The organism is Chitinophaga sp. Cy-1792 (genome assembly GCF_011752935.1).
Lineage (GTDB): Bacteria > Bacteroidota > Bacteroidia > Chitinophagales > Chitinophagaceae > Chitinophaga.
This window is the reverse complement of record NZ_VWWO01000002.1, coordinates 1421986-1434965: the sequence shown is the minus strand read 5'-3', so window position 1 is coordinate 1434965 and position 12980 is coordinate 1421986. Positions and strand designations below refer to the sequence as shown.

General features: G+C 45.6%; 15 protein-coding genes. 5 read left to right on the top strand and 10 right to left on the bottom strand.

Going from position 1 to position 12980, the window contains the following annotated elements; translation table 11 throughout:
* Positions 1–33: 33 nt before the first annotated feature.
* The 3 genes from F3J22_RS20060 to F3J22_RS20050 form a co-directional block, all read right to left on the bottom strand.
* Positions 34–591: a cysteine hydrolase family protein gene (locus tag F3J22_RS20060; RefSeq protein ID WP_167019721.1), complete on the bottom strand. Its 558-nt coding sequence runs from the start codon at positions 589–591 to the stop codon at positions 34–36.
* A gap of 69 nt (positions 592–660) precedes the next feature.
* Positions 661–1245: a Crp/Fnr family transcriptional regulator gene (locus F3J22_RS20055; protein WP_167019720.1), complete on the bottom strand. Its 585-nt coding sequence runs from the start codon at positions 1243–1245 to the stop codon at positions 661–663.
* Between the two features lie 117 nt (positions 1246–1362).
* The gene (locus F3J22_RS20050) at positions 1363–2853 is read right to left on the bottom strand and encodes a DUF1254 domain-containing protein (protein ID WP_167019719.1); all 1491 of its coding nucleotides are present in this window, start codon (positions 2851–2853) and stop codon (positions 1363–1365) included.
* A gap of 3 nt (positions 2854–2856) precedes the next feature.
* On the opposite strand from F3J22_RS20050, the gene F3J22_RS20045 reads away from it, so the two are divergent.
* Positions 2857–3537 (top strand): GreA/GreB family elongation factor, encoded by a 681-nt coding sequence (locus F3J22_RS20045; protein WP_240155135.1) that lies wholly within the window; start codon positions 2857–2859, stop codon positions 3535–3537.
* 40 nt (positions 3538–3577) lie between these two features.
* Here F3J22_RS20045 and F3J22_RS20040 read toward each other — a convergent pair whose 3' ends face one another.
* The gene (locus tag F3J22_RS20040; protein ID WP_167019718.1) at positions 3578–4282 is read right to left on the bottom strand and encodes a hypothetical protein; all 705 of its coding nucleotides are present in this window, start codon (positions 4280–4282) and stop codon (positions 3578–3580) included.
* A gap of 51 nt (positions 4283–4333) precedes the next feature.
* Positions 4334–4882: a GNAT family N-acetyltransferase gene (locus tag F3J22_RS20035; protein WP_167019717.1), complete on the bottom strand. Its 549-nt coding sequence runs from the start codon at positions 4880–4882 to the stop codon at positions 4334–4336.
* Between the two features lie 153 nt (positions 4883–5035).
* On the opposite strand from F3J22_RS20035, the gene F3J22_RS20030 reads away from it, so the two are divergent.
* Positions 5036–5704 (top strand): ankyrin repeat domain-containing protein, encoded by a 669-nt coding sequence (locus F3J22_RS20030; protein ID WP_167019716.1) that lies wholly within the window; start codon positions 5036–5038, stop codon positions 5702–5704.
* A gap of 58 nt (positions 5705–5762) precedes the next feature.
* Here F3J22_RS20030 and F3J22_RS20025 read toward each other — a convergent pair whose 3' ends face one another.
* Complete coding sequence (locus F3J22_RS20025; RefSeq protein WP_167019715.1) at positions 5763–6875, bottom strand: acyltransferase; 1113 nt, start codon at positions 6873–6875, stop codon at positions 5763–5765.
* Between the two features lie 171 nt (positions 6876–7046).
* On the opposite strand from F3J22_RS20025, the gene F3J22_RS20020 reads away from it, so the two are divergent.
* Positions 7047–8507, top strand: a complete 1461-nt coding sequence (locus F3J22_RS20020; RefSeq protein ID WP_167019714.1) for a S41 family peptidase — start codon at positions 7047–7049, stop codon at positions 8505–8507.
* A gap of 7 nt (positions 8508–8514) precedes the next feature.
* Here the strand turns inward: F3J22_RS20020 and F3J22_RS30745 are convergent, their stop codons facing one another.
* From F3J22_RS30745 to F3J22_RS20005, 4 genes are all read right to left on the bottom strand, one after another.
* On the bottom strand, positions 8515–8730 hold the full coding sequence (locus tag F3J22_RS30745) for a GDCCVxC domain-containing (seleno)protein (RefSeq protein WP_304487957.1): 216 nt from the start codon (positions 8728–8730) through the stop codon (positions 8515–8517).
* 5 nt (positions 8731–8735) lie between these two features.
* On the bottom strand, positions 8736–9341 hold the full coding sequence (merTP, locus tag F3J22_RS20015) for a mercuric transport protein MerTP (protein ID WP_167019713.1): 606 nt from the start codon (positions 9339–9341) through the stop codon (positions 8736–8738).
* The gene (locus F3J22_RS20010) at positions 9338–9709 is read right to left on the bottom strand and encodes a metalloregulator ArsR/SmtB family transcription factor (protein WP_167019712.1); all 372 of its coding nucleotides are present in this window, start codon (positions 9707–9709) and stop codon (positions 9338–9340) included. Before F3J22_RS20010 ends, merTP begins: the two co-directional genes overlap by 4 nt.
* Positions 9710–10076: 367 nt before the next feature.
* Complete coding sequence (locus F3J22_RS20005) at positions 10077–10529, bottom strand: DUF6265 family protein (RefSeq protein WP_167019711.1); 453 nt, start codon at positions 10527–10529, stop codon at positions 10077–10079.
* 392 nt (positions 10530–10921) lie between these two features.
* Between F3J22_RS20005 and F3J22_RS20000 the strand changes: the two genes are divergently transcribed.
* A complete protein-coding gene (locus tag F3J22_RS20000) occupies positions 10922–11470 on the top strand; it encodes an RNA polymerase sigma factor (RefSeq protein WP_167019710.1) in 549 nt (182 codons plus the stop codon).
* Between the two features lie 106 nt (positions 11471–11576).
* On the top strand, positions 11577–12764 hold the full coding sequence (locus F3J22_RS19995) for a FecR family protein (RefSeq protein ID WP_167019709.1): 1188 nt from the start codon (positions 11577–11579) through the stop codon (positions 12762–12764).
* Positions 12765–12980: the final 216 nt, after the last annotated feature.

Below are 12980 nucleotides of genomic sequence, written 5' to 3'. Positions count from 1 at the left end.
CTGCTTTGCGGAGAGGGTCTTATAGTTTACACCTTACTGGTTTCCGCAGAATTCAGCGGCAGTAATTACATGGGCATACAATCCGCCGAGCGCCGCCATACCGGCCAGGTAAGCCTGATGCACTGCCGCCGCAGCAACCGGCTTGCCATACAACTCCCTGTCGCGGGTAGTGCAGGCATCACCGATTACAGTAGTGGTAAATCCTGCATCCATAGCGGCCCTGACGGTAGCGTCTATACATACATCTGTCATCATACCACATATCAACAGATCTGTGATATTTTCACCGCGGAGGTATTCCAGTAAAGTTGTTTCCCTGAAACTATTCGGGTAATGCTTGATGACCAACATTTCGCCGGATGCCGGCTCCACCAGCGGATGAATGTCCGCTCCAGGCGTACCAGGGAGGAAGAAATCCGCCCCCTCATTAATGGCCAGGTGCTGTATATGCACCACTGGTAACTGCCGCAGCCTGGCAGCTGTCAATACCTGCTGTGCATGCATCGCTGCCGGCATCGGGTTTACCAGCGTATGCGCGCCGCCTTCGAAATAATCATTTTGTACATCAATAATCAGGAGTGCTGTTTTCATAAAAGAAATTTATGTGTGCAAATTATCTTCTCCGGATCTCCTGAAAATTGAACTGGTTCAAAAAATCATTTATCGGCGTGACAGTCGTTTCCTGATCTTGCTTAAAAATTCGTGAGAGATGCCCAGATAGGCCGCCAGCTGTTGCTGTGTGAGTCGCTGCTCAAGCGCAGGATACTTTTCGACAAACTCCAGGTACCGTTGCTCCGCCGTTTTACCCAGCGATGAAATCACACGTCGCTGGAAGGTTACCAGGGAATGCTGGTTCATGATACGAAACATCTTTTCTACTTTCGGCAAGGCTTCATAGAGTTTATCTTTATCGGTTTTGCTGATGACAAGTACAGTGGTATCTTCCAGTGCTTCAATATTCAGTATGGAAGGGCGCTGATGAATAAAGCTGTCTATATCTGTTGCCCACCAGGTTTCTACGGCGAAATAGAGGATTTGTGCGTCTCCGTTTTCATCCAGATAATAGATACGAAAACAGCCCTTCGTTACAAATGCTTCATACTTACAGATCTCTCCTTCCCGCAACAGGAAATTTTTCTTATTAATCTTCCTGGGATGAAAATCTGTGATAAATGTTTCAAATTCTGTTGCCGATAGCTGAATGTACTTAGCTACGTGCTGTCTTAATAATTCAAAATCTATCATATAACAATTTCGCGGTAACCAATCTACGGCGTTAAATTTATGACTTTTTGAATGGACGTAAATTAAAAAACGTGCTGACAGCATAACGCTATCAGCACGTTCAGCGCGCTCAGCAAATTATTTCACTTTCGTAACAGCAGGCGGGTTCCAGCTATCATTCATAACAGCTTCTTCCGGCCAGTAGCAACGTACATACAAGGAAAACGGTGCCTTGGGTGAAGGCAGCCAGTTACTTTCCTTATCCGCACCAGGGGAAGTATGTTGCACGTAAATAGTGAGCGACCCGTCAGGATTCTCTTTCAGTCCTTTATTTTTGGTACCCAGTGAAAATCTATCGAGGGCATTAGGCTCAAAGAAGTGATGCTCATTATACAACGTCAGCGACCAGAAACCCTTTACCGGCGGTAGTTCACCTTTAGGGAAGGTAACGGTATAATTGCTGGAGCCATTTAACCTGCCACCCATGGAATCGAGGTCCTGGTAAAAGTACCGGGTTTCATTAGGTTTGTTTACGAAGATGTTTGCCTTGGCACAAGACAAACGTGTCAGATAATCTACACCAAACTGAGCGCCATTGCGCTGTGTAGTCCAGTTATACTTTACAGGATAACCGACATTTACGAACTGGAACAATGGCTGTACCAGGTTTTTCTCTGCTTCAACGGCCGCTTTTTTAGCAATTTCCTTATACTTAGGATTTTTCGCCATGCCATCTACGAGTGCCTGCATTTGTGCATACAGCGCTTCTTCTCCGCGTTGTGGCGGCACATCCTTTAAGATGCCAGGCAACTGATCGAAAAAGATTTCCGGGTCCACCCATTTAGTTTCTGCATTACCACCATTGGGATCAGGCGGGGTCTTCTCTGTTTTCGTCCAGTCTGTGGTCTTCATCTTTCCATCAAATTCGCTCAGTGGGTACATGGTAATATTAGCAATCAATGGCTGAATGGCTTTCTTGTCTTCGGGATCATCCGACTGGAATACACGGGGAATCACAATACCAAAGGTGGTGGTACATCTGAATACATCCTTCACTTCTCCGGGAACTTTGCCATTCCAGTTTTTTCCTGCCAACAGATAGAATCCCGGTTTTGTGTCATACATTTTTCCCAGTTTCGCAAAAGCATCTGTTCGCTGATCGCAGACCTGGTATACCCAGAACCGGTCGCCGAAGTCCGGCACCTGTACAATGACCGCATCCTTTTCTAAGTCCAGTCCTCCAAAACCGTACACCACATCCTGGTTCGGACAGGCTACTGCACGTTCTTCCGGCCGTACGTAATCTGTTAGCATACAAAGGTGATTGGGCGGAGCCAAGGGCAGCACCCCACCCGCATAAATCGGGTTCCTTAGCTTATTGAAAAGAATAATACGATTATTGATATTGGCCATAGGCCATCCCCAGCCATAAATACTTGTAGCCAGATTCCTGATATATTCATCTGTTAAAACCGTATTGGGAATTGGGCCGGGAGGGAAGCCGTTATCAGCAGCTACTTTGGTGGTGTCGGTACCGGTGGTGGCTGGCTGGCTGGTATTTCCGCCATTACAGCTTCCTAATACAGTAGCTGTTCCAACCATCACGGTTAGCAATAGTGAAAACTTCATAGTGTGTGCATTTTCGTTAGGAAAGAATACGGTCGACTACTGCTATCTGTTCAATGCTTTGGAGAGCTGGCAATACCATTGCCTTATCAGCGTTTTCTGCTAACAGTAAAAACAACGATTGGGGTCATTTGTTTACGGACACACCGGGTATTTCTTACCTGGAAAAGCCAGCTATCCGTGTTTTTATGTAAATTAACCGCTAATTACGATAAAGATATGGCCGCGCAGGAAATGATCGGATTTAAAAACAGTTTAAAGCTGCTGGGGCAGCAGATTATAGAAAACCGTATTGCGGCGGCGCAAGCTGCTATTGACAATGCGCAGGAAGCGGCCAATAATGAAAGTAAAAGCTCTGCCGGTGATAAATATGAAACGGGTCGTGCCATGGGACATCTAGAAAAAGATATGTACACCCGCCAGCAGGCAGAAAATCTCAAAGAGCTGGCCCAGCTGAAAACAGTAAAGGCAGACATGCATTACACCACTGCCCGGACAGGTGCGCTGATCGTTTGCGAAGCACAATATTTTTTTATTGCAGCTGGCTTAGGTAAGCAGCAGGTAGATGACCGGCAGGTATTTTTCCTCTCCCCTTTATCGCCACTGGCGCGGGTATTATTGAATAAAAAAGCAGGTGATACCTTTATTTTTAATAAACAGGAAATGGTAATAATAGAAATTTATTAATAAGATCTCCCCCCAGATACCCTACCAGGCCTGAATATCATTATTGCTGATAGTGTTTTTTCCTTATCCGCTCATTTTCCTTGTTTGCTCTCTCGCGGACTTCATCAGGAACCGTCTGTGCGTCCAGCCATGCATATTGATCTGTATTGAAAGCAAATGAGTTTTTCAGGCTGCCTGTTTCTCTTGCCAGCTTTAAACACCGCTCATACACATCAAAATACGCTGCTACGAAAGCATGCTGGTTATTCATCTCTTTGCCCGTCTTTGGATTCATTACTACAGGCTGACAGCTGCAGAGACTGACGCCTTCGGGATAAACAATCCTGTTAATCATAAACAATGCATCAATCTGCGTAGAATAGGTAGTGCTTTTCGCTTTGGGATGACAAATACGCTCGATAGACTCATAATAAAATTTCCTTACCGGGAAACAGCAGGTGGTGGTATCTCCTCTAAAACAGAGCAACTGTTCTATTATGGCCATCCTGGCGCTGTCGGAGATAAACGGTATGCCTCCCTGAAAATAACTATCACGGCCATAATACAGCACCGTATCTCCCATATCTATGCTGATGACTAATTTACATCCCTGCCGATTTGTATGCTCATCTTTACAGGCAACCTTTTCTACCCGAATGCGCTTAGGAATTGCTTTTATTGTATCCTGCGCAATCGCCTTAGCTGGAAACCCAAGCAGGAAAAGGCCTGACAGCACAGCATAAACACCTTGACTGAATAATTTCATTAAATAAATATTTAAGTGAATTTCCTGAAACCGGCTATCAGCAACAGACCATTATCCCTGTTTTTTTTCATCTATATTCATCTTCACCATCAGGTGTTCATGATGTAATACACCGTTCTTTATTACCGCATGTTTTTTTATTGCTTCCAGGTGATAACCTGCCTTCTGCAAGACCTGCTGCGAGGCTTTATTATAGGCGAATACGCCGGCGTATATACGCAGCAGGTGCATGGCTTCAAAACCATAAGCCGTCAGTAAAGACACCGCTTCAGACATGATACCTTTGCCGTGGAATGGGGCGCCCAGCCAGTAACCTATTTCAGCAGAATGCTGGTAGATATCCTGCTGTGGTGTAAGGGTGATAACACCCGCTATTTTATCTTTATAATAAATACCCCATGCATGGTTAATTTTTCCCTCCTGGATAAGCGCATAAAAAGCTTCCGCATCCTGCATTGTATAGGGAGACGGAAAACTATCCCGGAGATTGGCCGCAATGGCGGGGTCATTGGCCAGCAGGGCCATTTCTTCAAGGTCACGTTGTTCAATGGCTTTCAGGGTAACGTTATTCTTTCCTGAAAGTGTAGCTACTGTACTCATCTTACGAAAATACGGCTCTTTTTCCGGAATGACGCTGCAGTCATACCGATGATAGTTATAAAATATACCCGCAATGTTATAATAAGTGCCATTATCGCCGGGGATGCCGGCCTACCTTTGTTCATGATTGCAAATACCATAATTGGGTAACATATGAAAACAATCCTGTTACTACTCACGTTATCATTACCGGCGAATGGCGGAAAGCCGATTACTGTAAATTATATGGAACAACAAACACCCGAAACACTTATTGAACAGGTATCACGAAACCAGCTGCAAGCAGTAGAAAAGGCACTGCAGGGTGGCGCCAACGTCAACACAAAGGACGAAAAAGGCCACACGCTCCTCTTGCTGGCCGTTCATGGCCGTCAATATGAAATGGCTAAATTACTGGTGACACATGGCGCGGACGTCAATATGCAGGATGAGATCCTGGACAGTCCCTTCCTCTTTGCCGGCGCCACCGGGCAAAACGATATGCTGGAGCTTTTTCTGGCACATGGCGCCCGTTTTGATGTTTTTAACCGCTACGGTGGTTCCGCGCTCATTCCAGCCTGCGAAAGAGGCCACGTGGAAACAGTCAGGCTGCTCGCCAATACCAAAGGCTTTCCTGTGGATCACATCAACCGGCTGGGATGGACAGGCCTCCTGGAAGCGATCATCCTCGGCGACGGCAGCAGTAAATACCAGGAAATAGTAGCCATACTGAAAGCCGCAGGAAGTGATATGCATATCGCCGATGGCAGAGGCGTCACACCGCTGCAACACGCGCAGCAGGCAGGATATACCGCCATCATTAAAATACTGGAAGCGAATTAAATAAAAAAGCTTCTCTTACTACGTTTACTGGTAAGAGAAGCTTTTTTATATTATTCTTTTAAACACCAACAGTGGCCGTTTCTTTTTTAGGTCTATAGCTCGACTGTAACCTGCCCGACAACCAGCGTCTGAGCGGCTCATCATAAAAACGTAGTACCAGGTACCCCAACAGCACCGTCCCGAAAAATACGGCCACAGCAGCAATATTGGCCGCTACAGGCGTCGGCTTCCCTATATACAGGTAATTGCCGAAAAGCCATACCGCCCAGATATGTGTCATGTACAGCGGATAGGATAACCTGCCGGTAAACACACAACATTTCTCCAGGAATCCGGTCACCTGCATACCTGCGCCCAGCGCAAGCAACAGCGGGAATATCACCATCACAATCACCATCTCGGTGATCCAGTCATTATTAAAATGCGGGAACACAAACATGCCTGTCAGCAAGGCCGCCAGCAACAGGAAATTAAGCCTGTTTTTAATAATCAGGTTGCAGCGGAAAACGGTTAGCCCGGCCAGGAAGGAGAACGTTACCCTGGCAAAACCATCGAAAAAGGTAGACTGGTCCCAGCCGGTGATGATCCAGCCCCGGAGACGGGCCACGGCAATCAGCCAGGCGGCAGCGCCAACCAGCAATACCAGCAAAACACGTTTGGAAACCCTCACTAACACCAGCGCATATACGATATTGATGACGTACTCCATCAGCAGCGACCAGGCTGGGGTGTTATACGGAAATAGTCCGCCGCCACGGCCAGGCAGCCAGGGAAACGGTAGTAGCACCAGTGAACATACAAAGGCAAGCACTATCTTGCCGGCACCTGCTTCCGCCATATTGGCTGCGCCGGTGAAAGGATCAAAAAGATAGCCCAGCAAACCGATCACACTTCCCCAGATCACCATCGGATGCAGGCGGATCAGCCGGTTCAGGAAGAAAAGCCGGTTGCCCAGTTTGGGCGCACGCTCATCATAGGCATAACCTATCACAAAACCTGAGAGACAAAAGAAGAAGTCTACCGCCAGGTATCCATGACCGATGGGGCTTTTCGTATAGTCGGGAACGAGAAATTCATACAGATGAAACACGACAATCGATAAAGCTGCCAGTCCGCGTAATCCATCCAGTGCTTCAAAATGTTGCCTGGATTTTAACAGGTTGTTTTCCATGAGGAGTGAGATAAACACTTAAAATAGCCTGCTATGGCGGAAATGCAAAGTAGGTGATAATATACAGGAGGTTTTTGTTAAAAATATATTATGCCTCCGGCAGATGCCTGCATGAATTATATTTTCAGAGAATCCCTGCTGTTTTGTTAAATTGGAGTAGCAATTAATATTATGAGATCCGGCATCCTATACATACTACTGATTATTTCCCTTTTCCCATTACCCGGAAAAGCACAACAGGCAACAGACAAGCATGTACTTTCCGTTGCTGATATGCAACAGGACCTTGATATCCTATATCATGCCATTAAGGAAATCCACCCTGCCTACGGCCTGTATACCGCTCCTGACAGCTTCCATCAGTGCTATAAACGTACTGCTAACGCTATTCAGCAGCCATTATCGGAAAATGAATTTATTGCCGCTATCTATCCGCTCATCAGTGCATTAAAATGCGGCCATACCCAATTGAGAAATTCGGCAGGTTACAAACCCACCAGTGCCGACGTGCTGCCCAGGCTCCCTTTCCAGGTACTGGTACAAAACAACCGGGCATGGATAACCAGCTTCCAGGCAGCAGAACTGCATACCGGTGATGAGATTTTAAGTATCAACAACGTGAAAGTGCCGGATATTATTCAGCATGGGAGCGACCTATACGCCGCAGATGGCAACAACCGGACTTTCAAGGAATTATTTTTAAGTGAATATGATGGTTTTGAAGATGCCTGCAATAAATATTACCACCTGCACCCACCATATACCATTACGCTGAAAACAGCCGCAGGACAGGTTAAAACAGTAACTCCCGGCACGGCGGTTACCCAAACGGTGAAGGAGGTGGATAATTATCAGCAATGGAATACTTCCACCCATACAGACTATTTACCTTTACGTTTCCTGGATAACACTGCCACAGCCAGTTTCGAAGTACATAGCTATCAATATGAGGACACCCTTATATTCAGTAAGGCATTTAAAGAAATCCGTGAAAAGAACATCAAAAACCTTATCATCGACCTGAGACATAACACCGGTGGTGATATCAGGATTGCCGCGACATTACTGACATATCTCGCCGACAGCACATTCCGGATGGTGGGTGATCTCTGGGCACGCGTACCTGATCCCGGCAACACCAGGTTTAACCCCTGGTTCGATTCATTAAGAAGCGAGAGTTATAACGAGAGCTTTAAACCGCTGGGAATTAAAAAATCAGGTCACTATCAAATGGCCTTCCGGCAAGGCTTTACAGACCTGCTGCGTCCAATGGCTATCGCTGCTACAGACCATTATAATGGTAACCTCATCGTATTAATTGACGGGGCCACCTTTTCCTCCGGAGCACATACGGCAGCGGCTATACGTCAATATTGTAAAAAGGCTGTTTTTATCGGGAGAGAAACCGCTGGCGGCTCAGAAGGCTGCAGTGGCGGAGCTATGCAGTACCTCACCTTACCGCATACCCATATCGGGGTAGAGTTCCCCTTATTGCGGGTGGTATCCGTATTGCAACATCCGGTATATGGCCGCGGCATCATGCCTGATAAAGTGGTGCATTACACCCCGATGGATATCGTGACCAAACATGACGCGGACCTGGAACTGGCGCTGAAGGTAATCTCGCACTAGTCCATCCTTAGCAGCAGCAATTGCCTTGCTGCATCGGTGGGCATTTCACCGTACCATAGCTGCAATACACACAGCAGTCGCCGGCTTTGGGTTGCAGCCGCTGCTGACAACCAGTACATACATAAAAATACTGGCAGGCATCTACCGGCATTACTTCATTTTTCTGAAACCCGCAATGAGGGCAGGTAAGCAGAGAATTTAATTGAATATCGCTGCAAGACATAAGTATTAATTTTGTTGCATTACTTTATAACCTGTTTCACGTTCCACCGTCGTAGCCAGTTGTTGGTAAGATACCAGCAGACTATCAAAAGTAACGGTGGAAATCCCTTTGTCATATTTGGTTTGAACCTGGTGTACCCCGGGCAGCTGCTGCAAAGCCTTGTTTACGTGACCTTCACAGTCTTCGCAACCCATGCCTGCAATATGTAATACTACCTGTTGCAGGTGATTCGTATTCGTTACAGCAGCTTTGGCTACCGGTGCAGGCGATTGCAAATATTTTGCATAATAAGGAAAGGATGACAGGAGTACCGTCATGGCGGCAACTGTCCATAGGAAGCCTTTAGACTGCAGCCAGCTTTTCTTTGCCGTCACTGCGCAGCAATCGCTCACTGGTTTGGCTTTATACGCCTGGTAAAAGGCGAGGCCCAATACCAGGGCCGTAGCGCCCAGTAAATAGGGGCGCAGTGGTGCTGCCCAGCTAAATGTGGCCATGCTCCCTCCTGCCCCGCCGATGATCGCCAGCAGCGGCGCTATGCAGCATAAAGACGAAGTGAGTGCCAGTAATATTCCGGAGCCGAGGAGTGCTTTGGTATTCTTTCCGTTGCTCATGATGCCACCGTATTTAACTGATCAATGAGTTTAAAGAACGGGCGCAATAACTTCAGGTGTTCCGGTTTCACGGAATAGAAAATTGTTTGTCCGGCTTTGCGTGTTTGCACGATATGTCCATCCTTCATTTTACGCAGGTGCTGGGAAATAGCCGGGATGCTCATCCCCAGTATATCGCTGAGGTCACATGGACATAACTCTTTTTCTTCTTCCAGCAGGTACAGTATTTTCAGGCGTACTTCATTGCCAGCCAGGGCCAGTATCCCCGACAGCTGGGCAAAGGCAGCCTCACCGGCAGCTATTTTCTGGCGGCAATCCCTTATCTGTGCCGGGTTTGCCTGTTCACGAATACAGGTATGCTCGCTCATACGAAGATATTTCCTGCAAAGTAGCATTATTTACGTATTTAAGCAAATGCTTAAATACATTATTTATAGCAGAATATGGTAATCTTGTTATCGAAGATACTATCCCGGTACTTTTGTTTTTAAAATATACCGTTCCTCCGAATTCACCGCTACAGGTTTTACTAACTATATACTGATTATCTTCATAAAAACCCGGCGTAACCGGCTTAAAATCGCTGGCTGCTTTTCATTTAGTATGGTCTGTTACAAAGACAGTTTCAATTTAAAGAAGGGATGAAGCCGATGTAGCTATAGTAACAGCAATCAGAAGTGCCAGTAGTATCGCTTCTTTCAGGCGCATGTGGTTAGGGATAGGGAATAATTTTTATTATTCTTTTTCAAATAGAAACTCAATCGATTTACCGTCTCCGGATGTTGTTACCTTTAGTTGTTTGCCAGTTCGTTCGTACACGATCTTTTTAGGAAAATCGTGTGCAGGGTCTTCACAGGTAAAGCCATTGGCGCCAATATGCGTTATTTTAAACCAGGTAAGTTCCTTGTTTTCTGCCACATCGGCTACATAATATATATAATTGTCTTTAATCCGCAGCTGCAATTTTTCTACAAAGGTGGTGTCCTGTCCGCGCATACTGATGCCTGTTCCCTTCCAGGAAGTAGCGGAAACACGCTGCCATTCTTCATAGCCGGAGCGGCCGGGCTTTACGTTGGTCTTCATCCATTTCCCTTCCAGCCAGTTCAGCTTTTTAAAATCGCTGGCTGACTGTGCGGAGATGTTATTACTAAAAATAATGAAGAGCAGTACTACAGCTATTTGTTTCATGGAAGAAAAGAATAAAGGTTAATTGCTGGTAAGATAATAATAGCATCTACACAAATATAATTATGAAAGATGGATTATTTTCTATTGTTTAATAATAAAACATTAAGATATCTATTTGATAACCAATATTTATAAATATCATTCTGACAATTATTCTGTCAGATTCAGCCGCCACTAACGCCAACGTATACCCTATAAATCAGCCTCACCTTAAAAATAGCTTAAAATTGGCCACAGTATGCTATTTATGTGTTATTTACGGGATGAAGAATAGTTAATATTTTACCTCATGCCATTTTTTTAAATTCTTATGATTGTGGGTGTTACAATTTTTTTTGTTACTTCATTTTCATTAGCTTTATTACTGTTCAGTTTATACAAATGCAAGAGCGATGAACAATTTGTTATCTGAAGAAGATTTATGCGAATTGTTAGCCCAGGGACATCCGGATGCTTTCCGTGAGCTGTATAACAGATACTGGAAAAAGGTATACAACATAGCACTGAATTATCTGAAACAGCCCCAGGAAGCGGAGGACCTCGTTCAGAACATCTTTATTAAATTATGGCTCAAACGCAATACCATTGCGGGCGTACAACATCTGGACGCTTACCTTCGCGTGGTTACCCGCAATGAGATAGTATCGTGGTTTCGTAAAAATCAACTTTCTCTTATTGAATTAGACAGTAACATTCCGGTTAGTACAGACGAAAGTCAGCTGCCACACGCAATGGCCGTATCACGTGAGTCGGCCGCCCTGATATCCAAAGCCATAGAACAATTGCCGCCCCAGCGCCGCCAGGTATTTAAACTAAGCCGTGAACAAGGCCTCTCGTACGACCAGATCGCATCCCGTACCGGTATTGTCCGGGAAACCGTAAAAAAACATATCGTACGCGCATTAAGCTCTATCCGTCAATATCTTGAAGTAAATAAATAAACAATACTACCGCTCTTCTATCTCCACAAAAAAAAAATTTAAAATACCTGTCCCCTCCTTCTTCTCTTTTGCGTCTTTATAATAGTAGGCCGATGATTATAAGTTTATGAAACAGCAGCAAGCATTTAAAACGCTACTGGATAAGTATTTGGCTGGCAATTTATGTGCAGCGGAAAAAGAGCAGCTGGAAGCCTTACTGGCTTCCGATGAATATTGGGATAGTCTGGAAGCGCTCATTGATAATGACTGGGAAAAATTGCCCGCAACAACGGATGCTGAAAGTCCACTGGGCAAGGTAATATATAACAGGATACAGGCGCAGGCCCTCAGCGGCAGGCGTTCTTTATACCCTGTATTTTTTATCACACGAAAATGGTGGGCTGCCGCATCAGTAGCAGCCGTACTAACTGTTACGGCTACACTGTATTACTATCATGGTAAAACAGCTCATCCGAAAAGCGACCTGGCACAAGTTCTTCAAAACGATGTGGCTCCCGGAGGCGACAAAGCCATTCTGACATTGGCCAATGGCGAAAAGGTAATACTGGATTCCAGCAAACAGGGCGTAATCCTCAGTCAGTCGGGCATCATCGTTCAAAAAAACGGTACCGGCCAGGTGGTATACCAGGTATCAGGAAAACAGGACGCCCCGGTAGAATTCAATACCATCACCACTCCGCCTGGCGGACAATTCGTGGTAGTATTGCCGGATGGCTCCAGGGTATGGCTCAACTCCTGCTCCTCACTGCACTTCCCGACAGATTTCAGGGAACCACAACGCAGTGTAGACCTGAAAGGAGAAGCTTATTTTGAAGTAGCCGACAATGCCAGCAAACCTTTTCATGTAACAGTCAATGAGATAGATATCAAAGTACTCGGAACACGCTTTAACGTGATGGCCTATACGGATGAAGAAAATATCCGTACCACACTGCTACAGGGCGCTGTCCAGCTTTGGAACAACAATACACCGCTGCTCCTGAAACCCGGAGAAGAAGGGCGGTACAACCGAAATCAGGCAACAATGGTGGCCATGGCCGGAAATGAAGAAGATGCACTGGCCTGGAAGAATGGATACTTCAGCTTTGAACACGCCGACTTAAAAAGTATCACCCGCCAGCTGGCCAGGTGGTACGATCTGGAAATTGTTTACGAAGGTAACCTGCCCGAACAACGATTCATGGGTATGATCAGCCGCAACGGCCCGTTATCAGGCGCTTTGAATGTACTCCGCGGAATGGGTGTACGCAGCCGCTTAGAAGGAAAGAAACTTGTAATTATGCCAAAAGACTAAATCGCTTTACACACAGCAACCAAACTTGTTATTCACGTTATTGATTCACCCAAAATTAACTGCGCATGTAGAAAGTTCATCTATGTTATTCTAAAAAAAAGACCAGCAATGCGCTCACATTCCTGGTCTGTGTTAAGTATTAAAACAGACTCGTTTATCTATTTATTTTAACTCAACCATACAAATGTATGCAAAAAATCAACATTTGCAGCTGGC

Coding starts and splice junctions, on each gene's coding strand:
- F3J22_RS20060 (WP_167019721.1), bottom strand. CDS start 591: ATGAAAACAGCACTCCTGATTATTGATGTACAAAATGATTATTTCGAA.
- F3J22_RS20055 (WP_167019720.1), bottom strand. CDS start 1,245: ATGATAGATTTTGAATTATTAAGACAGCACGTAGCTAAGTACATTCAG.
- F3J22_RS20050 (WP_167019719.1), bottom strand. CDS start 2,853: ATGAAGTTTTCACTATTGCTAACCGTGATGGTTGGAACAGCTACTGTA.
- F3J22_RS20040 (WP_167019718.1), bottom strand. CDS start 4,282: ATGAAATTATTCAGTCAAGGTGTTTATGCTGTGCTGTCAGGCCTTTTC.
- F3J22_RS20035 (WP_167019717.1), bottom strand. CDS start 4,882: ATGAGTACAGTAGCTACACTTTCAGGAAAGAATAACGTTACCCTGAAA.
- F3J22_RS20030 (WP_167019716.1), top strand. CDS start 5,036: ATGAAAACAATCCTGTTACTACTCACGTTATCATTACCGGCGAATGGC.
- F3J22_RS20025 (WP_167019715.1), bottom strand. CDS start 6,875: ATGGAAAACAACCTGTTAAAATCCAGGCAACATTTTGAAGCACTGGAT.
- F3J22_RS20020 (WP_167019714.1), top strand. CDS start 7,047: ATGAGATCCGGCATCCTATACATACTACTGATTATTTCCCTTTTCCCA.
- F3J22_RS30745 (WP_304487957.1), bottom strand. CDS start 8,730: ATGTCTTGCAGCGATATTCAATTAAATTCTCTGCTTACCTGCCCTCAT.
- merTP (WP_167019713.1), bottom strand. CDS start 9,341: ATGAGCAACGGAAAGAATACCAAAGCACTCCTCGGCTCCGGAATATTA.
- F3J22_RS20010 (WP_167019712.1), bottom strand. CDS start 9,709: ATGAGCGAGCATACCTGTATTCGTGAACAGGCAAACCCGGCACAGATA.
- F3J22_RS20005 (WP_167019711.1), bottom strand. CDS start 10,529: ATGAAACAAATAGCTGTAGTACTGCTCTTCATTATTTTTAGTAATAAC.
- F3J22_RS20000 (WP_167019710.1), top strand. CDS start 10,922: ATGAACAATTTGTTATCTGAAGAAGATTTATGCGAATTGTTAGCCCAG.
- F3J22_RS19995 (WP_167019709.1), top strand. CDS start 11,577: ATGAAACAGCAGCAAGCATTTAAAACGCTACTGGATAAGTATTTGGCT.